The organism is Aeromonas dhakensis (assembly GCF_002285935.1).
Classification (GTDB): domain Bacteria; phylum Pseudomonadota; class Gammaproteobacteria; order Enterobacterales; family Aeromonadaceae; genus Aeromonas; species Aeromonas dhakensis.
Genome location: NZ_CP023141.1, coordinates 166,681 through 187,905 on the forward strand (window position 1 = coordinate 166,681; position 21,225 = coordinate 187,905).

Annotated in this window: 21 protein-coding genes; 6 read left to right on the top strand and 15 right to left on the bottom strand. The window is 60.9% G+C overall.

The window, feature by feature from the left end:
• Window positions 1-42 precede the first annotated feature (42 nt).
• Window positions 43-417, top strand: coding sequence for a hypothetical protein (locus tag CK627_RS00975; protein WP_095591495.1), 375 nt, complete (start codon window positions 43-45; stop codon window positions 415-417).
• A gap of 128 nt (window positions 418-545) precedes the next feature.
• On the opposite strand, the gene CK627_RS00980 is transcribed toward CK627_RS00975, so the two are convergent.
• Window positions 546-758 (bottom strand): hypothetical protein, encoded by a 213-nt coding sequence (locus tag CK627_RS00980; protein WP_017765356.1) that lies wholly within the window; start codon window positions 756-758, stop codon window positions 546-548.
• Between the two features lie 132 nt (window positions 759-890).
• On the opposite strand from CK627_RS00980, the gene CK627_RS22780 reads away from it, so the two are divergent.
• Window positions 891-1,049 (top strand): DUF5993 family protein, encoded by a 159-nt coding sequence (locus CK627_RS22780; protein WP_005305296.1) that lies wholly within the window; start codon window positions 891-893, stop codon window positions 1,047-1,049.
• 9 nt (window positions 1,050-1,058) lie between these two features.
• A complete protein-coding gene (locus tag CK627_RS00990) occupies window positions 1,059-1,634 on the top strand; it encodes a disulfide bond formation protein B (RefSeq protein WP_095591496.1) in 576 nt (191 codons plus the stop codon).
• A 156-nt stretch (window positions 1,635-1,790) separates the two neighbouring features.
• On the opposite strand, the gene CK627_RS00995 is transcribed toward CK627_RS00990, so the two are convergent.
• Window positions 1,791-3,035, bottom strand: coding sequence for an MFS transporter (locus CK627_RS00995; protein WP_095591497.1), 1,245 nt, complete (start codon window positions 3,033-3,035; stop codon window positions 1,791-1,793).
• An 87-nt stretch (window positions 3,036-3,122) separates the two neighbouring features.
• Between CK627_RS00995 and CK627_RS01000 the strand changes: the two genes are divergently transcribed.
• The gene (locus CK627_RS01000) at window positions 3,123-4,031 is read left to right on the top strand and encodes a LysR family transcriptional regulator (RefSeq protein ID WP_095591498.1); all 909 of its coding nucleotides are present in this window, start codon (window positions 3,123-3,125) and stop codon (window positions 4,029-4,031) included.
• 403 nt (window positions 4,032-4,434) lie between these two features.
• Here CK627_RS01000 and CK627_RS01005 read toward each other — a convergent pair whose 3' ends face one another.
• The 12 genes from CK627_RS01005 to nudF all read right to left on the bottom strand — a co-directional run bounded on the left by CK627_RS01005 (window position 4,435) and on the right by nudF (window position 16,793).
• Window positions 4,435-5,451, bottom strand: coding sequence for an alpha/beta hydrolase family protein (locus CK627_RS01005; RefSeq protein WP_167385234.1), 1,017 nt, complete (start codon window positions 5,449-5,451; stop codon window positions 4,435-4,437).
• Between the two features lie 122 nt (window positions 5,452-5,573).
• On the bottom strand, window positions 5,574-7,868 hold the full coding sequence (gene parC / locus CK627_RS01010) for a DNA topoisomerase IV subunit A (protein WP_095591500.1): 2,295 nt from the start codon (window positions 7,866-7,868) through the stop codon (window positions 5,574-5,576).
• 109 nt (window positions 7,869-7,977) lie between these two features.
• Window positions 7,978-9,876, bottom strand: coding sequence for a DNA topoisomerase IV subunit B (gene parE / locus CK627_RS01015; protein WP_010636044.1), 1,899 nt, complete (start codon window positions 9,874-9,876; stop codon window positions 7,978-7,980).
• A gap of 114 nt (window positions 9,877-9,990) precedes the next feature.
• Window positions 9,991-12,000, bottom strand: coding sequence for an FUSC family protein (locus CK627_RS01020; protein ID WP_095591501.1), 2,010 nt, complete (start codon window positions 11,998-12,000; stop codon window positions 9,991-9,993).
• 1 nt (window position 12,001) lies between these two features.
• Complete coding sequence (locus CK627_RS01025; protein ID WP_042050207.1) at window positions 12,002-12,868, bottom strand: efflux RND transporter periplasmic adaptor subunit; 867 nt, start codon at window positions 12,866-12,868, stop codon at window positions 12,002-12,004.
• Complete coding sequence (locus tag CK627_RS01030) at window positions 12,861-13,079, bottom strand: DUF1656 domain-containing protein (protein WP_005305321.1); 219 nt, start codon at window positions 13,077-13,079, stop codon at window positions 12,861-12,863. Before CK627_RS01030 ends, CK627_RS01025 begins: the two co-directional genes overlap by 8 nt.
• 117 nt (window positions 13,080-13,196) lie before the next feature.
• Window positions 13,197-13,598, bottom strand: a complete 402-nt coding sequence (locus tag CK627_RS01035) for a GFA family protein (RefSeq protein ID WP_010636042.1) — start codon at window positions 13,596-13,598, stop codon at window positions 13,197-13,199.
• A gap of 37 nt (window positions 13,599-13,635) precedes the next feature.
• Window positions 13,636-14,259 (bottom strand): NUDIX hydrolase, encoded by a 624-nt coding sequence (locus tag CK627_RS01040; RefSeq protein WP_095591502.1) that lies wholly within the window; start codon window positions 14,257-14,259, stop codon window positions 13,636-13,638.
• A 2-nt stretch (window positions 14,260-14,261) separates the two neighbouring features.
• A complete protein-coding gene (locus CK627_RS01045) occupies window positions 14,262-14,849 on the bottom strand; it encodes a YqiA/YcfP family alpha/beta fold hydrolase (RefSeq protein WP_095591503.1) in 588 nt (195 codons plus the stop codon).
• Window positions 14,850-14,858: 9 nt separating this feature from the next.
• Window positions 14,859-15,677 carry a 3',5'-cyclic-AMP phosphodiesterase gene (cpdA, locus tag CK627_RS01050; RefSeq protein WP_011707475.1) on the bottom strand — a complete coding sequence of 273 codons (819 nt, stop codon included), beginning with the start codon at window positions 15,675-15,677 and terminating at the stop codon, window positions 14,859-14,861.
• A 26-nt stretch (window positions 15,678-15,703) separates the two neighbouring features.
• Complete coding sequence (locus CK627_RS01055) at window positions 15,704-16,105, bottom strand: DUF1249 domain-containing protein (protein WP_198426826.1); 402 nt, start codon at window positions 16,103-16,105, stop codon at window positions 15,704-15,706.
• A 46-nt stretch (window positions 16,106-16,151) separates the two neighbouring features.
• Window positions 16,152-16,793: an ADP-ribose diphosphatase gene (gene nudF, locus CK627_RS01060; RefSeq protein WP_026139168.1), complete on the bottom strand. Its 642-nt coding sequence runs from the start codon at window positions 16,791-16,793 to the stop codon at window positions 16,152-16,154.
• A 305-nt stretch (window positions 16,794-17,098) separates the two neighbouring features.
• Between nudF and tolC the strand changes: the two genes are divergently transcribed.
• Entirely contained in the window at window positions 17,099-18,424 is a 1,326-nt protein-coding gene (gene tolC / locus CK627_RS01065) for an outer membrane channel protein TolC (protein ID WP_026139169.1), read from the top strand.
• A 134-nt stretch (window positions 18,425-18,558) separates the two neighbouring features.
• On the opposite strand, the gene hldE is transcribed toward tolC, so the two are convergent.
• The gene (gene hldE / locus CK627_RS01070) at window positions 18,559-19,986 is read right to left on the bottom strand and encodes a bifunctional D-glycero-beta-D-manno-heptose-7-phosphate kinase/D-glycero-beta-D-manno-heptose 1-phosphate adenylyltransferase HldE (RefSeq protein WP_010636035.1); all 1,428 of its coding nucleotides are present in this window, start codon (window positions 19,984-19,986) and stop codon (window positions 18,559-18,561) included.
• 263 nt (window positions 19,987-20,249) lie between these two features.
• Between hldE and lpxL the strand changes: the two genes are divergently transcribed.
• Window positions 20,250-21,173 carry an LpxL/LpxP family Kdo(2)-lipid IV(A) lauroyl/palmitoleoyl acyltransferase gene (lpxL, locus tag CK627_RS01075; protein WP_095591504.1) on the top strand — a complete coding sequence of 308 codons (924 nt, stop codon included), beginning with the start codon at window positions 20,250-20,252 and terminating at the stop codon, window positions 21,171-21,173.
• The last annotated feature ends 52 nt before the right edge of the window (window positions 21,174-21,225 follow it).

Below are 21,225 nucleotides of genomic sequence, written 5' to 3' on the forward strand. Positions count from 1 at the left end.
AAGGAAGAAGCTCCCGCCGGCAGCCCCAGAGAGGAACAGTTTATGACCCAGGAAAGGATACAGACCCGCTACACGTTAAGTGGCCCCCTTGCCAGCCGCGCCGCGCTGGAGCAGGCTATTGCCCGGACCATCGAGGCCTACAAGCAGGACTTCTTCCCCCTGCTGGAGCGGCTGGTGGATGTGGGTGACAGCCGGGTCAAGCTCAGCCAGAAAGATCCGCTGCGGGTACTGGGGGTGGAACTCAACGAGGCTCACACAGGCGGCAGTGCGCGCCTCAACTACGAGTCCAACTTCGCCGAGAGCTGCCGCCTTATCGACGAATACGACCAGCACCAGACCAGCGTGGCTTTTACCCTCGACGAGGATCAGCTGATCTTCGATCTTGAGCTGCCCATTGCGTGGAACTTCGACAACTAGGGCCACTCTCCGCCTTCGCCCGGCTCCCAGCCCATCACAAGAAAGGAGCCTTACCGGCTCCTTTTTCACTGACTCCCCGCATCGCGCGGCTCGTCCCGCCCTCTGCGTCACATCTCAGGTGAGGTAGTTCAGGTGAGGTAGTAACGCCACGACCGGACCGGCTCGGCGAAACCGACCCGGATGCAGAAGGGCGCCAACTCGTGATTGGCCTGCTCCAGGCTGAGGGTCTGGTGGGCATCTTCCTGGCACCACTGCACGAACTCGCCGCTGTTGAAGCTGTAGTGATCCCCGTGAAAGACTCCGTGGGCCTCGATCAGTCCGATGGCTTTCTCTGTTTCCATGATTTGCCTCCCGGCATTGTGCTGCTCCCTTCAAGTCTAGCGAACAGGGAGGTGGGCGCTATCTGGAAACCGTCCGCTCGCTATATACTCAAGGCCTTGTGAGCCCGACTCACCACGATAAGGAGATATGACATGTATATGTTTTTGCCCTTCTTGCTGGCACTAGTAACGGGGATCAGCATCTTGATGAACAAGCGCGGTGCCTCCTATCTGCTCTGGGCCCTGTTACTGGTAGTGACCCTGCTCTCCTTTATGCACCATGTGACCGACCCGCTCACCCTTTCGTTCTAGGAGCCCGCCATGAGTCTTTCGACCTCCTCAACAGCCGCGAAGAGTGACCTGCCACAGTTGCTCGATACGCTGGGGCTGGCCGGCATCAGCCTGACCCTGATCGTCGCCTTCTATTACCAGCTCTATCTGGCCGAGCTGCCCTGTCCCTTGTGTTTATTGCAGCGGGTCGGCCTTGTGGTCGCCGGTTTCGGCTTTATGTTCAACCTGCAATTTGGCGCAAAAGGGGCCCACTACGGCATAGTGATTGTCGGCGCGCTGACCACCGCCATGATCGGCGCCCGGCAGGTGCTGCTGCATATTCTGCCCGGCGATCCCGGCTATGGTTCCACCTTTCTCGGGCTGCACTTTTATAGCTGGTCGCTGATCAGCGCCCTGCTGATCATATTGGCCGTCGCCCTGATATTGATGGTGCGGGACGGGCTCGCTATTCCCCTGCCAAAACTGGCTCTGGCACGCTGGGGACGCATGGCCTCCCTGCTGTTTGTCTTGCTGATTGCGGCAAACCTGATCTCTACCGTACTGGAGTGCGGCGCAGGGCAGTGCGCCGATAATCCGGTCGTCTATGAGCTGCTGAGCCAGCGTTAACAACCCTCAAAGGTGGCGGCCAGTCCGCCACCTTTTATGGCCGTCTTATATTGCCGAAAGGCGCAACAAGCGCGGCGCATTGCACTCACTGGCAATCTTCATACCTCGCCAATCAAACCTGCGGCCCTGCTGCCTCGTCATGAATAAAACATGACGCTAATCGGTCACCACACATACCCGTTTCAGCAGTCGATAGAGAAATATGGGCTGCACCAGCGTCAGCGCTATCACCAGCCAGGCCAGGGTAGTCATATTGCCCAGGTGACCATCGACATCCATCAACAGCATCGAGGAGACGACGGCGGCCGAACCGCTGAATATATGCTGGAACACATTCTGCAATGACATGAACCCTGCTCGTTCCCCAGGCTCTGCAACCTGGCTAGTCACTGCCGCAGCGGTAATCGTCCGTGTCGACGTCACCACCATGAACAAGGTAAAAATGATCATCGTCGGCAACAAGGGGGAACCCAGAAAACCATCCCAGACAACGGCGATAATCAATCCTCCCAGCCATATGGTGACGTGCATTGGGCCAACCCGGTCCATCCAATAGCCCCCCAACTGCATCGCAAGCACGCTGACCACGCCGCCCATGACATAGTACTGACTCATATCGCCGCGAGGCACACCGAGGTTGAACTGAAAATAGGTGGCCATGTTCGGAACAATCAGGAAGGTACTGAAAATGGCCAACCCGATTGCCATGAATGCATGCCACACCACGGCGCGTTTCAACATCCCCGTGATTGAAAAGACCTTCTGCTCTCGCCCCAGGTGAGCAGTCATATTCGGCAGCCGCATAGATACCAGCACGCTGACGCACAAGCCCAATCCGCCAACGGCATAAAAGGGGGCGCTCCACCCTTTCAATATGGCCAGCTCCAATCCCAAAGGCACACCGGCAATGGCCGACAACGAGAAAGCCCCCATCACTATCGCCATCGCTCGACCACGTTGTGGTACTGGCGTCGCATCCACGACGATCGCCATCGCTATCGACGTTGCCGGACCGGCAAATATGCCGGCCAGCAAACGGGTAAAGAACAGGCTTTCCATATTCCACGCCAGCGCGCATGCCCAGGTGGACAGGGTGACCCCCAGCAATGAGAGCAATGCCACCTGTTTTCTATCAAATCGATCAATATATCTGGCACATAATAAGGATGATAATGCGGCGGCCAGTGCATACCCTCCCCCCAAATATCCTATATAGGTTGGGCTGATATCTAGCACACGAGATAAATCAGGCCCAAGCGGCATAATCATCATAAAGTCCAACGCACTCACCAATTGGATAAAGGCGGCCAGCCAGACGCACCCCATATCCATCACTGCACCGTTAGAATAAGGTTTATTACCTGATTTGTTTTTTTCTGACGTCATAGTGTTCGCGCTCAATATTTGGAGGCAGACAGCATACCCACTACCATCCTCTATTTTTATCCTTTAGAATGGCACAGACTGTTATCATATCAGGGACAATGGATGCGCACCGGCCTGGACTTTACCTCATCAAGGATATTTATTACCGTGGTTGAACAGGGCAGTTTTGTCGGCGCATCCAAGACCCTTGAATTACCTACCTCAAACATCAGCAGGAGTATTGCTCAGCTGGAAGAGAGACTGTCACTCCAGCTTATTGAACGCAGTACTCGGCACATGAAACTCACCCAGGCGGGCCAGCTGCTCTATTCCCGAATAAAACCCTTGCTGGAATCACTGGAGCAAACCGAGGCTGAATTGACATCACAGCATATCCAGCTGAAAGGGCCACTGCGCCTGTGCATTCCCAATGAAGCAGGCCCCAGACTGCTTGGTACTGCGATAGCGGACTTTGCCTGCCAGCATCCCGAAATAAAGATCAGCTGCATTACCAACCTGTCAGGATTTGAGACATTAAGGGAAGATCTGGATATAGCCGTCATCATTCACAGAGGAAAGCTGGATGACAGCGATTATATCGCCAGCCACCTCACCACCATTCCCTGTACCGTAGTTGGCTCCCCTGCTCTTATTCAGCGGTGCGGGCTGCCCAACCACACGGCCCAGCTAAAGGATCTCCCCTGCATCACCACGGTAAGCGCTCTCAAGGGAATGCCTTGGCAGTTCGCTCGTCCCTGCGCTGAATTTTCCACCGTTCAGGTCAACGAACACTATCGGGTCAATAGTGGTGAGCTGGCGCTAAAAGCCGCGCTCGCCGGAGTCGGGTTTGCCATTCTGGCCAAGGTCTCTTGCCAAGCGTTTATTGATAATGGCAGCTTGGTCGAAATTGAACTTGAGTTACCCGCCGCCCCATTGCAGTTGTTTGCTGTTTATGCAAACCGTCAATATCTACCGGCTAAGACGCGCGTATTTATTGATTTTATACGGCAAAACATCATGAGTTATCAGTAGCTAAAATCGGTAACGTCTCACTAAGATACCAAAATGGTGAGCCAACCAGATTTTATCGCTCGAGCATGCTTCACTAATCAAACCTGCGCCCCTCACCCTGACCCTCTCCCAAAGGGAGAGGGAACCAGCGCCTGCCAACCTGTAGCCATAGATGTCACGCATTCCAAAATTGCTGCGATCTGGGCTCCCTTCTCCCCTTGCGGGAGAAGGGTCGGGGATGAGGGGAGCAAACCATCGACAAGCAGCAGAACGTTAAAGAAAACAGAGAGAAGTAGGGTCGATTAGCGAAGCGTAATCGTCCGCACCGCAATCTCGGTGGCGATGGACATAGAGAAGAGATCAGCTGGAGCATCAACAAAATAACGGCAACCTGTTTTCGCGATCGTCTGATTAATCTTCGCCATCAGACCCGCGGCTCTTTCACTTTAAGCCACGCTCTGCTGAGAAATTCAGATATTTTACTGTTAATTACCGCATGTATATTCTCTCTATTTATACCTGGTGCATCATTACAAATAGCTGGCGCCATTTTATTTAATTGAGCAGAGCATGGAGAGAGGAAAACAAAATGACCGGCATTGTGTATTACCTGAAATTCTTTTTCTGCCGCCAACGTGTTGGCTAGCTCCCTGGCATTTTCTTCCCAAGAAAGCTCTTCATCCTTATCACCAGTAAAAATAAGGGTAGGGGCAATCACTCTTCTGAGTGAACCGGGAGAGAATGCCATACTCACCGGAGCCATGAAAACCCATGCCTTTATCCTAGAATCGAGGTGCACAACTAGACCGGGATGATCATTTATTATCACCCCTTTGTTTGAACATATGGCTTTCATCTCATGTTTACGACAATAATTTTCATAGCGTCCTACATCGACTTCACCTCCTCTCAACAACAGTCCTGTTGCTCCACCGGCAGAGAAGCCAATAAATGCCATTTTATCTTCATCGATATATTTGGCTAGCTCAACATCATTGGTCGCAGCAGTAATGACGGCAGATATTTGTAATGGACGACCATACCACGAACTAATGGCCCCTGCTCCTGTCTGATCCTTGTAGTTATCACCAGGGTGCGTGAGGGTAATAACAATATTTCCCTGCCGAGCCAGAGTCGTGGCAAGGTCATGATGACTCCATAAACTACCAGCGTTGCCATGTGATATCACTATGACTGGATAGCGTCCTGGAACTATATTCAGCGCCTTCTGTGCCGCTATTTTATAAGGGCCTATCGTACTTGGTGTCTTTTCTGCGGCCACACCGGGATAGAAATATACGGCATCCATCGCTTTTCCGCTTACAGGGTCGGTCACCAGGAGACGCTTAAACCCTGTATATTCAGCCGATGCGACGAAGGATGGCAAGGCACTGCACGTACATATTGCGCAAAGTAAAAAATAACGAAAAAGAAGCATCATCAGACACCCTTTCTGATCCAATCGACACTGGGACGACACGCTACCACTATCCCCATGAGGAGTCATTTTTCACAAAAAAATGGGAGCGAATAATTCGCTCCCATCTTGTATAGAACCGTTGACTACCCTTCCTGATTATCCCCGGCAGCCGGTTCGGCGCCGGCGACAGTTTCAATCTCGATGCGATCGACCCGCTGCAAACCGCGGGGCAGCTTGGCGCCGCGGCGGCCGCGCTCGCCGCGGTAGTAGTCGAGGTCGGATGGCTTGAGGGTGAGCTTGCGCTTGCCGGCAAACAGGGTCACCGACTGGCTCTGCGGGATGACGGCAGCCATCACCACAAACTCCTCCCTCGCCTTCACCCGTGCCGAGGGGATGCTGATCAGCTTGTTGCCCTTGCCCTTGCCGAGCACCGGCAGGGTATTGAGCGGGAACAGCAGCATGCGCCCCTCGTTGGAGATGGCCATGCAGAGATCGGTGTCCGGCGCGCCTATCTTCTGGGGCGCCATGACCAGGCCCCCTTCCGGCACGGTGAGCAGCGCCTTACCGTTCTTGTTCTTACCGATCAGGTCATCATATTTGCAGACGAAGCCATAGCCAGCATCTGAACAGATAAGATAGGGTTCGCCCTCATTGCCCATCACCAGATGGCGTACCTCTTCGCCGGCACCCAACGCAAAGCGGCCGGTGAGCGGCTCGCCCTGACTGCGGGCGGAGGGCAGGGTGTGGGCCTCCAGCGAGTAGGTTCTCCCCAGGGTGGAGAGGAACACCGCCTGCTGGTTGCTGCGACCATGGGCGTGGGCGAGGTAGTTGTCCCCCGCCTTGTAGGAGAGGCCCTCCACATCCACATCGTGCCCCTTGGCGGCGCGCACCCACCCCTTGTCGGAAAGGATCACGGTGACCGGCTCGCTCGGGGTGAGCTCCTTCTCGGTCAGCGCCACGGCGGTGGCGCGCTCCACCAGCGGGGTGCGGCGATCGTCGCCGTACTTCTCGGCGTCCGCCAGGATCTCTTTCTTGAGCAGGGTGCTGAGACGGCGCTCCGAACCCAGGATCAGTTCCAGCTTGTCGCGCTCTTCCTCCAGTTCGTTCTGTTCGGCGCGCAGCTTGAACTCTTCGAGCTTGGCCAGGTGGCGCAGTTTCAGCTCGAGGATCGCCTCGGCCTGGGTCTCGCTGATGTTGAAGCGCTCCATCATCACCCGGCCCGGCTCTTCCTCGGTGCGGATGATCTCGATCACCTCGTCGATGTTGAGATAGGCAATGAGCAAACCTTCGAGGATGTGCAGGCGGGCCAGCACCTTGTCGAGGCGATATTGCAGGCGGCGACGCACCGTCTCGCGGCGAAAGCTCAGCCACTCGGTGAGGATGGTCTTGAGGTCTTTCACCTGGGGCCGATTGTCCAGACCCAGGATGTTGAGGTTGACCCGGTAGTTCTTCTCCAGATCCGTGGTGGCGAACAGGTGGGCCATCAGCCCCTCCACGTCCACCCGGTTGGAGCGCGGCACTATGACCAGACGGGTCGGGTTCTCGTGGTCCGACTCATCGCGCAGATCGGTGACCATGGGCAGCTTCTTGGCCACCATCTGGGCGGCAATCTGCTCCATGATCTTGGCGCCTGAGGCCTGATGGGGCAGCGCCGTGATGACGATGTCGCCATCCTCTTCGCTCCACACCGCCCGCTGCTTGATGGAGCCCTTGCCGGTCTCGTAGATTTTGCGGATGTCATCGCGCGGCGTGATGATCTCGGCGTTGGTCGGGTAGTCCGGCCCCTGCACATGGGCCATCAGGGCATCCAGGCCGGCATTGGGGTTGTCCAGCAGTTCCACACAGGCGTGGGCCACTTCCCGCGCGTTGTGGGGCGGGATATCGGTCGCCATCCCCACCGCGATACCGGTCACCCCGTTGAGCAGGATGTGCGGCAGGCGGGCGGGCAGCACCACAGGCTCTTTCATGGTGCCGTCGAAGTTCGGCGTCCACTCCACCGTGCCCTGGCCGAGCTCGGAGAGCAGCAGCTCGGAGAAGCGCGACAGCCGCGCCTCGGTATAACGCATGGCGGCGAAGGATTTGGGATCGTCCGGCGCCCCCCAGTTGCCCTGACCGTCCACCAGCGGGTAGCGGTAGGAGAAAGGCTGGGCCATCAGCACCATGGCTTCGTAACAGGCGCTGTCGCCGTGGGGGTGGTACTTACCCAGCACGTCACCCACGGTACGGGCGGACTTCTTGTGCTTGGACAGCGCCGACAGACCCAGCTCGCTCATGGCGTAGATGATGCGCCGCTGCACGGGCTTGAGGCCGTCGCCGATGTGCGGCAAGGCCCGATCCATGATGACGTACATGGAGTAGTTCAAGTAAGCCTGTTCGGTAAAGGTGCGCATTGGCTGGCGCTCTACCCCGTCCAGACTGAGCTCGATAGCATCACTCATGTGATTATCTCTTTCGGTTCGGGAGCCGCCACAGGGCGACTCCGGCTAAATGCTTGCTGGCCCTGTCCGGGCCAGCCGATGGCTTAGATGATGATGAGAGCGGGCTGACCTAGATGATCGCCAGGTTGCCCTTCTCTTCCAGCCACTCGCGGCGATCGCTCGCGCGCTTCTTGGCCAGCAACATGTCCATCAGCTGCAGGGTCTCATCCCCCTCGTCCCCTTCCGCGCCCATGGTGAGTTGCACCAGGCGGCGGGTGTTGGGATCCATGGTGGTTTCCCGCAGCTGTTTCGGGTTCATCTCACCCAGGCCCTTGAATCGGGTCACCATCACCTTGCCCTTCTTCTTCTCGGCTTCGACCCGCTGCAGCACGCCGTTCTTCTCGTCCTCGTCGAGGGCGTAGTAGACCTCCTTGCCGATGTCGATCCGGTAGAGGGGCGGCATGGCGACATAGACGTGGCCCTTCTCCACCAAGGCGCGGAAGTGCTTCACAAACAGGGCGCAGAGCAGGGTGGCGATGTGCAGACCGTCCGAGTCCGCATCCGCGAGGATGCACACCTTGCCGTAGCGCAGGCCGGAGAGATCGTCGGAGTCCGGGTCGAGCCCGATGGCCACCGAGATGTCGTGCACTTCTTGCGAGGCGAGCACCTGACCGGCCTCCACCTCCCAGGTGTTCAGGATCTTGCCGCGCAGCGGCATGATGGCCTGAAACTCCCGATCCCGTGCCTGCTTGGCACTGCCGCCCGCAGAGTCACCCTCCACCAGGAACAGCTCCCCCTGCATGGGGTCGGCGCAGCCGCAGTCGGTGAGCTTGCCGGGCAACGCCGGGCCTTGGGTTATCTTCTTGCGCACCACCGTCTTGGCGGCGCGCATCCGGCGCTGGGCGCTGGAGATGCAGAGCTCGGCCAGCTGTTCGGCCAGCTCGGTGTTGCTGTTCAGATAGAGGCTGAAGGCATCCTTCACCACGCCGGAGACAAACGCCGAACTCTGGCGCGAGGAGAGCCGCTCCTTGGTCTGACCGGCAAACTGCGGATCCTGCATCTTGATGGAGAGGATGTAGGCGCAGCGATCCCAGATATCTTCCGGGGTCAGCTTGACCCCGCGCGGCAGCAGGTTGCGGAACTCGCAGAACTCGCGCATGGCGTCGAGCAGGCCCTGGCGCAGACCGTTGACGTGGGTACCGCCCTGGGCGGTGGGGATCAGGTTCACATAGGATTCGGCGAGGCATTCGCCCCCTTCCGGCAGCCAGCACAGGGCCCAGTCCACCGCCGACTGCTCGGTGCTGAAGGCGCCGACGAAGGGCTGCTCCGGCAGGCAGGTGAACTGCTTGACCGCGTCGACCAGGTAATCCTTGAGGCCGTCTTCATAGCACCACTCCAGCTTGATGCCGGTGTTCTTGTCGAGGAACTTGATGGTCAGACCCGGGCAGAGCACCGCCTTGGCCTTGAGCAGGTGCTCCAGCTTGGAGACCGAGAAACGGGGCGAATCGAAGTAGTGGGCTTCCGGCCAGAAGCGTACCCGGGTGCCGGTGTTGCGGCGCCCGCAGGTGCCGGTGATGGTCAGCTCCTGCACCTTCTCGCCCTTCTCGAAGGCGATGTCGTAAACCTGGCCGTCGCGGCGCACCGTCACCTCGACCCGCTCGGAGAGGGCGTTTACTACCGAGATGCCCACCCCGTGCAGACCGCCGGAGAACTGGTAGTTCTTGTTGGAGAACTTGCCGCCCGCGTGCAGCTTGCAGAGGATCAGCTCCACCCCGCACACCCCTTCTTCCGGGTGGATGTCGACCGGCATGCCGCGACCGTCGTCGATCACCTCGAGGGACTGATCTTCATACAGGGTCACCTCCAGGGTACGGGCGTGACCCGCCAGCGCCTCGTCGACGCTGTTGTCGATGACCTCCTGGCCGAGGTGGTTGGGCCGGGTGGTGTCGGTATACATGCCGGGGCGGCGACGCACCGGTTCAAGGCCATTGAGGACCTCAATGGCATCCGCATTGTATTGAGTAGACATGGAGGGCCTTGCGAATTGACGTTTGGGGAGAATCTTACTCGTTGGGAGGGTATTGGACAAACCCGGCGGCGGCAAAGCTTGATCCGAAGGGGGTAAGTCGCCCCGCCGGCCCGTTCAGCGCGCCTCGGCAGCCACCGGCAGCGCCTGCTGCAACTGGGAGAGCGAGCTGTGCAGCCGCCACACCATACCGGCCAGCTCCCGCGCCGTCGGCTCCCTGTGGTTGGCCAGGGCCGCGCTGATCCGCTGCAGCTCGGCCAGGGTGCGATCCAGGGAGGCGTGCTGCACCCCCTGCTCGGTGAGGATCCCCTGCAGAGAGCGGATGCAGTTGTCGCACACCAGATAGAGGGGCTGATCCTCGCCGCGCCACTGCCGCAGCTGCCAGACGATGTGGCTGCAGTTGAGCAGCACCACGCCCCAGCGCAGCACCCAGAGGCGGGCGGTCTGATCCTGACTCTGGCTGAGCTGGCTGATGCAGTGGTAGATGAGCGATTCGAACTGGCTCTCGCTCTGGCGCGGGGCCGGCGCCAGCTGATCCATGAAGTGGCGGCGCAGGGTGCGGATGAGGCGGCGGCCCTTGCGCCGATCCGAGCTCGGTCGCAGCAGCTGGAATGCCAGTCCGGCACTCATCACCCCCAGCGCCTGCCCCAGGCTGCCGTTGATGTACTGCAGGTAGTCGTAGCTCGGTGGATTGGTGATGGCGAGAAAGGAGCCGAGCAGCACGATGAGCTGGCCCCACAGCACCGCCTGCCTGGGCTGTTGCTGCTTGAACAGCTGCATGGTGATGAGCACGGGGAACAGCAGGGCGCAGAAGAGCCAGAAGTCGTCGAGGCGGATCATCAGGCCGAACTTGACCACAAAACAGATGAGGCTCAGCAGCAGGATCGCCTTGAGCATGGTGTTGGCCCCCTTGGCAGGTGCCGGGGTGGCCGAGTAGAGCACGCAGCAGATGGAGAGCAGGGTCAGCGCCGAGCTGCCCGCATCCCACTGGCTGTGGATCCAGAAGGCGCAGCCGAGCAGCACGCAGAGGAAGGTGCGCCCGCCGTTGTAGGCCGCCTCCAGCGTGTCGGTGTGGCTGGTGAGCGAAGAGTGGCGCGGCGGCGCCGGCCACTCCTGATCATCGTAGCGGGCCAGCCGATCCAGCCAGCGCTGACACTCCAGATAGCTCCAGCAGAAGTGGTGCAGCCGCCGCCAGAAGGTGTACAGCCGGTAGTCGCTGGCCGCCGTCGGCACCAGCGGGGCCAGCAGCCGGGCGATGCGGTACTTGTCGCAGCCGGGCTGGCCCAGCTCGGCCAGCAGCCGCTCCAGCAACGCCTGCAGCCCTTCCGGTTGCGTCGGCCAGTTGTGCAACATGCGGCGCTGGCTGGAGATGAGGCTGATGAGCCGCAGCTGGCGGTGCAGCAGGAAGTTGAGCAGCTTGTTGTGGCGGCGCAGCCGGTGGTGGCTCCAGACCGCCTGGATGCGCAGCACGTTCATGGTGAGGATCTGGCCGATCAGCCCCTCGTGGGCGGTGCGCACCTCCGGGGTCGCCTCCCCCAGCCAGAGCAGCTGGGCATGCTCCAGCAGACGGGCCTGGGTCTTGTGCAGCGACTGCAGCAGGGTCTCGCCATCGGAGGTGCTAGGCAAGATCATCATCAGCAGGCCGCCGCAGAGGATGCCGACGATCACCTCGCTCACCCGCGCCTGGGCGATGTCGAAGATGTGCTGCGGGTCGGTCACGTTGACGCAGGAGAAGGCGATGATGGCGGCGGTGTAGCCCGCCAGCGCAAAGGCGTAGGAGACGTTGTTCTGATGGTGGTTGGAGATGTAGGTGCACAGCGCCAACCAGAGCGCGATGAGGAAGCTGAACAGCCAGGGATCGCTGATGCCAAGGCCGGTGATCACCACCGCCGCCATTGCACCGATGAGGCTGCCCACCACTCGCCCCAGACTCTTGCTGATGACCCCGCCCACGGTGGGAAAGCTCACCACCGCGGCTGAGGTCATCGCCCAGTAGGGGGAGTCCAGCTCCAGCACGAAGGCCAGCCAGAGCGACAGGCACATGGCCAGGCTGTTGCGCAGGGCGTAGCGCCACTGGCCGCCATTGGCCTTGCCCCAGGGGGTCTGGCGCCAGAGCGAGGCGACCACCTTACTCCCCTATGGTGATGGTGCAGGTGGTGCCTGCAATCAGCGTCAGTTCGGGCGGCACCTCCAGCAGCTTGATCCGCACCGGTACCCGCTGGGCCAGCCGTACCCAGGGCACATTGGGTTTGACGTCCAGCAGCAGGTTGTCGACCCCCTCCACGCTCTGATCGTGGATGGCGCGCCCTATGCTCTCCACCTCGCCGCGCAGCCGCTGCTCCCCGCTGTAGAGCACCACCTCGGCCGGTTTGCCCGGCGCTATGTGCCTGAGCTTGGTCTCCTCGAAGTAGCCCTGCACGTAGAAGGAGTGGATGTCCACCAGCGCCACCAGCGGCACGCCGGCGCTGGCATAGTTGCCGACCCGGGTCTGCAAGTTGGTGATGTAACCGTCGCTCGCGGCATGCACCCGGGTCTTGGCCAGCGACCATCTGGCCTGCTCCAGATTGGCCTGAGCCACCTGGTAGGCCGCCCTCATCGCCTGGGCATTGAGGCGGGCCTCGTCCACCGCCTCGGCGGAGATGACGCTGCGCGACAGGCCGCTGCGCCGGCTCGCCTCGTGCTCCGCCTTGTCGAGATCCGATTTGGCCTTGGCCAGCGCCGCCTGGGCGTTGTCCAGCGCAATCCGGTAGGGCTCGGGATCCAGGGTAAAGATCTCCTCCCCCGCCTTGACCAGCTGGTTGTCTTTCACCGCTATCCTGACGATCTTGCCCGACACCTCGGGGGTGATGCTGACCAGCTCGGCCCGCACCTTGCCATCCCGGGTCCAGGGCCCCTGCATGTAGTAGTTCCACAGCCACCAGCCCGCCGCCAGCGCCAGCGCGCAGACCAGCAGGGTGGAGAAGTATTTGAGGGTCGCGAGGGGTGATTTAGCCATGTAGCAATATCCATAGGGCGCCGCTGACGGCGAGGATAAACAGGGAGAGATCCATCAGCAGGGGATGCCAGACATCCCCGCCGTAGAGCCAGTCACGCAGCAGGTGGTGCACCGGCAGCCAGCCCAGCAGACCGAGCAGGACCGCCTTGAACAGGGGCGGAAAGTAGAGAGAGGCGCCCAGGATCAGATCCGGCAGGGCTGAAGTTGTCACAAGCGGGCTCCCTGTTGGCAAGCGAGATAATGCGGACTCAAGGCCCGCCCTGCGGCGGGTCTGGCAAGACTATCACAGCCCCGCAGGACGCTACAGAAGCAGATGAGACCCTGCAGGTCAGACCAGCCGATCCGCCGGATGGTTGATGCCATCGAGCAGCGGCACCTCGCCCAGCTCGAATGGATTGACCCCTTCGAGGCAGGCGAGGTTGTAACCATACTGGGCCGGATTGGAGCGACGCTGATGGTGGGTATAGATACCGCAGATGCTGCAGAAGTAGTGTTTGGCAGTGCGGGTATTGAACTGGTAGCAGCGCAGCACCTCCTCCCCCTGCAGGATGCGGATGCCGGAGAGCGGCACCGAAGCGACGATGGCGCCCCGCCGCCGGCAGAGCGAACAGTCGCAGCGGCGCGGATCCACCACGCCGTCCGGCAGGGTCAACTCCAGCACCACGGCGCCGCAGTGGCAGCTGGCCTTGTGTCGCTCCTGGATGGGGGTATTGCCGATGCGCTTGATCATGCTGTCTCCTTGCAGACGGGTTCAGGTTCCGAGCCAATCAATCAAACAGGGTATCTCGCCGCCCCTGCAGCAGATGGTCATAAAGGGTGCGCAGCTGGGACGCCACAACCCGATGGCGGGAGAGCGGGGGCAAGTCGTCGATGGAGAAGTACCCCGCCCCTTTGGTTTCATCGGTTTCGCCCAGCAGCTGGCCACCGGTCACCTCGCACAGGAAGAAAGCCTTGTGGGCGTGGGGCAGCTGAGGTGGATGGGGGTGCTTGAGCTTGTCGAACAACGCCAGCAGCTGCACGGCCCGGCATTCGAGGCCGGTCTCCTCCACCACTTCGCGCACCACGGCCCCCGCCGGCGAGTCACCGATGTCGCACCAGCCCCCCGGCAGCGTCCAGCAGCCATCGCTGCGCTCCTGCACCAGCAGGATATGGCCCGCATCGTTCTGAATGAAGGCCCGCACATCCAGCTTGGGGGTGGGATAGCCGCTGTCGAGGGCGATCCAGTCGCCGATGGCTTCCGGTGCCAGCTCGCTCTGGCTGGTGATGAGCGCCACAGTGGCGGCGCGCAGCGCCGCGAAGCGGCCGATATCGAAGGGATCCTTGGAGTAGGTGAGACCGGCCTGCGCCGTGGCCAGCACCTGTTCCAGAAAGGCGGCCAACGGTGGTTGCATTATTAAAGCCCGAGGAAACGGACGATCTGGGCGGGGTAGCGCTCGAACGCCACGAAGGCGTGGTCGCCACCGCACTCCAGCGAGAGGCGGGCAAAACGGTATTCGTCCAGCGCCTTGCGGTAGTCGAGCACCTCGTCTTCCTGCTGTTGCAGTACCCAGAGCCGCTCGGGGGTCCTCACCGCTACCGCCAGCGCCCGCAGCTCATCCATGTGTTCAGGCAGCAGTAGATACTGCTCCCCCGTGTAGGGATTGGTCTGGGGGCCGAGGTAGTCGCAGAGCAGCTCGTGCGGGCGCACCGCCGGGTTGATCAGGGCGGCGTGGCAGCCGTAGCGCTCGCTGACCCGGGTCGCCATAAAGCCGCCGAGGGAGCTGCCCACGGCGCCAAGCTTGAATGCGTTGCCATAACGGCTCTGTAGATCGGCAATGGTCTGCTCGATGGCCGCCCAGGCTGCCGCCGGGGTGTTGGGCTGGGCCGGGATCACCACCTCGATATCGGGCCTGTGCTCGGCCACCCAGGCCGCCATCTGCTGCGCCTTGGCGGAGCCGGGCGAGGAGTTGAAACCGTGCAGGTAGAGGAGAACGGACTTCATCACAGCTCCTCAATAACCGGTGGCATTGGGGTCGGGCACGAACTGCCCCACCGGCAGACGCCACACCTGACTGGCGATGCGGCCATCCGGGTAGAGGGTGAGGTAGCGCCAGCCCGGGCCGGACTCGTCCAGCGCGAAGCCATCGGAGAGCGGTTTGAACTGGATGCAGGTGGAGGGGCTGGCGATCAGCCGCACCCCGCGGTGCACCTCGTCAAACTCCTGGTGGACGTGGCCAAACAGGATTGTCTTCTGCTGCGGGTGGCGAGCCAGCACGGCAAACAGGTCGTCGGCATTCTTGAGATTGTGCTGATCCAGCCAGGCGCAACCCACCGGCACCGCCTGATGATGCAGGGCGATCAGGGCATGGCGCTCGGGATGCTGGCGCAGCGCCTGATCCAGCGCCGCCAGCTGGTGATCCCCCAGCACCCCGTGGGGTTTGCCGCGCACCTGGGTATCCAGCAGGATCACCTGCCAGTGCTCACCTACCAGCTGCTTGGCCTCGCTGATGCCGGCCGCGTGCAGGTATTCGGTCATCAAAGGACCGTCGTCGTGGTTGCCGGGCAGCCAGTAGATGGGACGCGCCAGCGGCGCCATCATGGAGGCGAAACGCTGGTAGGACTCCGGACTGTGATCCTGGGAGAGATCCCCGGTAGCGAGGATCAGATCGAACGGGTGGTCGTTGGCCTGCACCCGTTCCAGCACGGCAGCCAGGCTCTCGGCAGTGCGCACGGCCAATAGCCGCCCCTCGGCACTCGCGAAGAGGTGGGTGTCGGTAATTTGCAACAGGCGCACACTGCCGTCCTGCGCCTGGGGTAGCTCTGTTTCCAAAATCACGCTTCTTTTTATGAGTTCAACTAGAGGATGTTTATCAGGCTGGTACCATGTCTGAGACAAAATTTTAGCCAATCGGCCAGAAACAGGTTTACCTGCTCCTTTTCATCCCGCTGGTGCATATTTTTATTGGGATAATCATAACGTGGTTGCAACCTTGAAATCTGTTGCGCCGCACACACTTCCGCCATCCGCACGTCATGGTACAAACGAATCTCTATCCGGGCCTGTAAATAACTCGGCAATTCCGGGTTGTGCTGGGCCAGGATCACCTGGCTGGTGAAGCGACTCTCCTCGCTCACCGTGAGCTGGAACTGCAGGCCGTTGCCCACCTGATAACGACGTTCCGCCCCCACACTGCCGCCTGGGGGCAGCAGCTTCATCAGGGTCATGTAGTTCACCTCGCAGGTACGCTGCAAGGACATCAAATCAGGCACATAACGCTTGGCCTGGGTATGAACGAGCGCCACCTCAGCGCTCCGCCAGCCAGCGGGCACGCAGCTCGCCGTGATTGAGAGCCAGCCACTGCAGGGCGATGACCGAGGCGGCGTTGTCGATGCGCCCCTCTTTGAGCCAGGCATAGGCCTGCTCGCGGCTCACCACGTGCACCCGGATGTCTTCCCCCTCTTCCGCCAGACCGTGGATCCCCTCGGCCTGGCTGGCATCCACTTCGCCCACGTAGACCTCGATCCGTTCGGTGCTGCCGCCCGGGCTCACCAGATAGCTGATGGCGTGCTCGCAGCGACCGACCTCGATGCCCGCCTCTTCCACCGCTTCGCGCCGCACCACGGCCTCAGCGGTCTCCCCTTCATCTATGATGCCGGCCACCAGTTCCAGCAGCCAGGGGGTGGCACTGGTCTCGATGGCGCCGATGCGAAACTGCTCCACCAGCACGATCTGATCGCGTACCGGGTCGTAGGGCAACAGGGCGGCGGCATGGCCACGCTCGAACAGCTCGCGGACGATGGGCTCGTTCCAGCCTCCCGCAAACAACTTGTGCTGCAGGCGATAGATGTTCACCTTGAAGAAGCCGTTATATCCCGATGATTTATCGATGATTTTTACGTCATCGGCAGAGTAGTGACGGGTTTGGGGCAAGGCTTGCTGCGACATACGAGACTCCCACCAGCTTGACTTGGCTCGGTTAGACCATAAAATCCGGGAACATGAATGAACATTCATTCACTCGCTCCCGTCGGAGAAGAGGGATGGATTTTAGCAGCCACAGGGCATTTGGCTAGGCGCGAGGGGGAGAAAACTCACCCTCGTCCTTGACGTTCCTGTCGCTGGAAAAGAGACAGTTAGCATAAAATTTTGCTTATAGTAGAGTGATTAAGCTGAAATCAAGCTTGCTCAATGACAATACCCTCCTTCATCCAGCGACAGCTTTGGGTTAATACATAAGGTTAAAACGATCTATGAAAAGAACACTCTTGTCAGCCATGGTGTTGTTGGGCGTCAGCGCCGGCGCCCATGCCGAAAACCTGCTCGATATCTACCAACAGGCCCAGATCAAGGATACCCAGCTGCTGGAATCCAAAGCCAAGCGCGACCAGGCCTTCGAGAAGATCAACGAGTCCCGCGCCGCCCTCTTGCCGCAGATCAACCTGGGTGCCGGGCTGAACTACCTGCAGAACAAGGGTGACACCCAGACCAACAGCAACGCCACCGGTTCCCTGTCGCTGGATCAATCCATCTATCGCCGCAGCAACTGGGTCAACCTGAGCCTGACCGAGAAGAGCGCCACCCAGTCCGACGTGGCCTACAACCTCGAAATCCAGAACCTGATGCTGCGTACCGCCCAGGCCTATTTCAACGTGCTCAAGGCGATGGATACCCTGGAGTTCGTGCGCGCCAACAAGGCCGCGGTGGAACGCCAGCTGGAACAGACCCAGCAGCGCTTCGAAGTGGGCCTGACCGCCATCACCGACGTGCACGAAGCCGAGGCCGAGCGCGACCAGGCGCTGGCGGACGAGATCAACGCCGAGAACACCCTGGACAACAGCTACGAGAGCCTGCGCGAGCTGACCGGCATCGACCACCGTCAGCTGGACGTGCTCAACACCGATCGCTTCAGCCCGCAGAAGACCCCGTTCAACTCCGACAAGTGGCTGGAGCTGGCGCTGGACAAGAACCTGCAACTGCACAGCGCCCGCATCGGCAAGGATATCGCCAAGGAGCAGATCGATCTGGCCAAGACCGGTCATGAGCCGACCCTGGATCTGGGCGCCGGCCTCTCCAGCACCTACAGCGACTACAAGGACGAGATCCGCAACCCGGAGAGCAACGCCAATCAGGCCAACATAGGTCTGAACTTCAAGCTGCCGCTCTACACCGGCGGGGCGACCACCTCCCAGGTCAAGCAGTCCCAGTTCAACTACGTGGCCGCCAGCGAGCAGCTGGAGCGCAGCTTCCGCAACGTGCAGAGCACGGTGCGCTCCTCCTACAACAACGTGAACGCCAGCATCGGCTCGGTCCGTGCCTACGGCCAGTCCGTCATCTCCGCCGACAGCGCCCTGAAGGCGACCGAAGCGGGCTACGAGGTCGGCACCCGCACCATCGTCGACGTGCTGGACTCCACCCGCAAGCTGTACCAGGCCAAGCAGAAGCTCTCCGAGGCCCGCTACAACTACATCCTGAGCATCCTCTCCCTCAAGCAGGCCGCCGGCACGCTGGAGCAGAAGGATCTGGAAGACGTGAACCAGGGGCTGATGCCCGCCAGCCAGGCCAAAAGCAAATCCTGAGCCGATTGATGGCAGCAAAAAGGCGACCCCAGGGTCGCCTTTTTCATCTCTGGCCTGCAGGGAGTGGAAAGTTCGAATCGCCGTCGAGCTCCCGCCACAGAGCATAAAAAACCCGGCCTTGGCCGGGTTTTCGCTTATCCGCGTTCGCGGATGGTCTTGATGATGTCGGTGGTGGAGCAGCCATCCTCGAAGTTGAGAACCCGCACCTCGCCGCCGTTGGCGGTCACCTCGGCATAGCCGGCAATCTCTTCCGGCTTGTAGTCGCCGCCCTTGACCAGCAGGTCCGGCAGCACCTCGGCGATCAGCCGCTGCGGGGTCTCCTCGGAGAAGGGCACCACCCAGTCCACGGCGCCCAGCGCGGCCAGCACGGCCATCCGGCGCTCGGTCGGATTGACCGGACGACCCGGCCCCTTGAGGCGGCGCACCGACTCGTCGGTGTTGACCGCCACGATCAGGCGATCCCCCAGCTTGCCGGCATTGGCCAGGTAGGAGACGTGACCGGCGTGCAGAATGTCGAAACAGCCGTTGGTCATCACCACCTTCTCGCCACGCAGGCGGGCGGCCTGCACGGCAATCTTGAGCTGGGCTTCGGACATGACGCCAAAACCAGTCTCCTGCTCGGTATAGAGCGCATTGGCCAGCTCCACCGGGCTGACGGTGGAGGTCCCCAGCTTGCCGACCACGATGCCGGCGGCGGTGTTGGCCAGGGCACAGGCCTCGTCCAGGCTCTTGCCGGCGGCCAGCGAGGTGGCCAGGGTGGAGATGACGGTATCACCGGCACCGGTCACGTCATACACCTCGTGGGCCTGGGCCGGCAGGTGCAGCTCGGGCTGACCTTCGCGGATCAGGGTCATGCCGTTTTCAGAACGGGTGACCAGCAGGGCCTCCAGCTCGAAGCGCTTGACCAGCTCCAGCCCCTTGGCAACCAGCTCCTCTTCGCTCTTCACCTTGCCCACCACAGCCTCGAACTCGGACATGTTGGGGGTCAGCAGGGTGGCGCCGCGGTACTTCTCGAAATCGGTTCCCTTGGGATCGACCAGCACAGGGATGCCGGCGGCGCGGGCACGCTGGATCATGCCGGGCACGTCGTTGAGGGCGCCCTTGCCGTAGTCGGAGAGGATCATCACGTCGCTGTTCGGCAGCGCCTGCTCGACCTTGCCCATCAGCAGAGTGGCATCCACATCGTGGAAGGCCTCTTCAAAATCGAGGCGCAGCAGCTGTTGGTTGCGCGACAGCACCCGCAGCTTGGTGATGGTCGGATAGTCGGCCAGACGAACGAAATCACAGGCGACCTTGACGCCGGCCATCTGGCCAGCAAGGGCATCGGCAGCCTCATCCTGACCGGTCAGGCCCAGCAGCACGGCGTGAGCCCCCAGGGCGGCGGAGTTGAGCGCCACGTTGGCGGCGCCACCCGGGCGCTCCTCAATGTGTTCGACCTTGACCACGGGCACCGGTGCCTCGGGCGAGATCCGGCCGGTGGGGCCATGCCAATAACGGTCCAACATGACATCGCCAACGACCAGAATGCGGGCTTTTTCAAACTCGGGCAGGGTGATCTTCATCTGTATCGACTCTCAAAACCTGAAAAATCAGCCGCCGATTTTATCACACTCTTTTATTGGGTGTGAAAAAAGCGCAAAGGCGCCGCTTGGTGCTTTTCAGCTCTGACCAGGGCAGAGGCCATTCGCACCCGGACCCGCTTTTCGGCTAGAATCCCCCGATTGCGAGTAAAACGATCCGCTCTGGATATCCACGTGCCTTTATCGCCTCCCCTTATCCGGCCGGGTCTTCCCTGCCTATGGCGATTGCGAACAAGAGACTTTTCATGGCCCACGACAATGCTCCCCGTCTAGAACCCCGCCTGTTTCATCCCCGTTACTGGGCCAGCTGGTTCGGCCTCAGCCTGCTCTGGCTGCTGGTGCTGCTGCCCTGGCGCAGCCAGATGTGGCTGGGTCGCCAGCTCGGCAACCTGGCCCGCAAGGTTTTGAAATCCCGCGTCAAGGTTGCCCGCCGCAATCTGGAGCTGGCGATTCCCGAGTTGAGTCGGGATCAGCGCGAGACGCTGCTCAAGCAGAACTTCGAGAGCGTGGGCTGCGCCATCTTCGAGGTGGGCATGGCCTGGTTCTGGCCTGACTGGCGGATGCGCAACCTGATGAAGGTGGAAGGGGAAGAGCACGTCATCGCCGCCATGGAGAAGGGTCAGGGCATGCTGCTGCTCTCCTGCCACTTCCTGACGCTGGAGCTCAACGCCCGCTGTTTCGGCCTGGTGCGACCCGGGGTCGGCGTCTACCGTCCCAACACCAATCCGGTGCTGGAGTATGCCCAGTATCACGGCCGCTGCGCCTCCAACAAATACCTGGTGGACCGGATGGACGTAAAGGGGATGATCAAGGCGCTGCGCAACGGCGATGCGCTCTGGTACGCGCCGGATCACGACTACGGCAGCCATGCCAGCGTGTTCGTGCCCTACTTCGCGGTAGAACAGGCCGCCACCATCACAGGCACCGCCACCCTGGCGCGGGTGAAAAACACCGTCACCCTGCCCTGCTACAACATCCGCACCAGCGAGGGTTACACCCTGCATATCGGGGCGCCGCTCGCCGACTATCCGAGCGGCGACGACCTGGCCGATGCGGCCCGAGCCAACCGCGAGATCGAGGCCGCCGTGCGCAAGGCGCCGGAGCAGTACATGTGGCTGCACCGCCGCTTCAAGACCAGGCCCAACCCGGAGGATGCGGGTTACTACTGAGCCAATCAGAGCAGAAAGCCGCCGAAAGGCGGTTTTTTCTGGCCTGTTGCCG

Bases quoted from the DNA above. Each gene is read 5' to 3' on its own strand.
- CK627_RS22780 (WP_005305296.1), top strand. From the start codon at position 891: ATGTATATGTTTTTGCCCTTCTTGCTGGCACTAGTAACGGGGATCAGC.
- CK627_RS01055 (WP_198426826.1), bottom strand. From the start codon at position 16,105: ATGTCCTTGCAGCGTACCTGCGAGGTGAACTACATGACCCTGATGAAG.
- CK627_RS00980 (WP_017765356.1), bottom strand. From the start codon at position 758: ATGGAAACAGAGAAAGCCATCGGACTGATCGAGGCCCACGGAGTCTTT.
- CK627_RS00975 (WP_095591495.1), top strand. From the start codon at position 43: ATGACCCAGGAAAGGATACAGACCCGCTACACGTTAAGTGGCCCCCTT.
- CK627_RS01025 (WP_042050207.1), bottom strand. From the start codon at position 12,868: ATGGCTAAATCACCCCTCGCGACCCTCAAATACTTCTCCACCCTGCTG.
- CK627_RS00990 (WP_095591496.1), top strand. From the start codon at position 1,059: ATGAGTCTTTCGACCTCCTCAACAGCCGCGAAGAGTGACCTGCCACAG.
- tolC (WP_026139169.1), top strand. From the start codon at position 17,099: ATGAAAAGAACACTCTTGTCAGCCATGGTGTTGTTGGGCGTCAGCGCC.
- CK627_RS01045 (WP_095591503.1), bottom strand. From the start codon at position 14,849: ATGAAGTCCGTTCTCCTCTACCTGCACGGTTTCAACTCCTCGCCCGGC.
- parE (WP_010636044.1), bottom strand. From the start codon at position 9,876: ATGTCTACTCAATACAATGCGGATGCCATTGAGGTCCTCAATGGCCTT.
- lpxL (WP_095591504.1), top strand. From the start codon at position 20,250: ATGGCCCACGACAATGCTCCCCGTCTAGAACCCCGCCTGTTTCATCCC.
- CK627_RS01000 (WP_095591498.1), top strand. From the start codon at position 3,123: ATGCGCACCGGCCTGGACTTTACCTCATCAAGGATATTTATTACCGTG.
- parC (WP_095591500.1), bottom strand. From the start codon at position 7,868: ATGAGTGATGCTATCGAGCTCAGTCTGGACGGGGTAGAGCGCCAGCCA.
- CK627_RS01005 (WP_167385234.1), bottom strand. From the start codon at position 5,451: ATGATGCTTCTTTTTCGTTATTTTTTACTTTGCGCAATATGTACGTGC.
- CK627_RS01035 (WP_010636042.1), bottom strand. From the start codon at position 13,598: ATGATCAAGCGCATCGGCAATACCCCCATCCAGGAGCGACACAAGGCC.
- nudF (WP_026139168.1), bottom strand. From the start codon at position 16,793: ATGTCGCAGCAAGCCTTGCCCCAAACCCGTCACTACTCTGCCGATGAC.
- CK627_RS01040 (WP_095591502.1), bottom strand. From the start codon at position 14,259: ATGCAACCACCGTTGGCCGCCTTTCTGGAACAGGTGCTGGCCACGGCG.
- hldE (WP_010636035.1), bottom strand. From the start codon at position 19,986: ATGAAGATCACCCTGCCCGAGTTTGAAAAAGCCCGCATTCTGGTCGTT.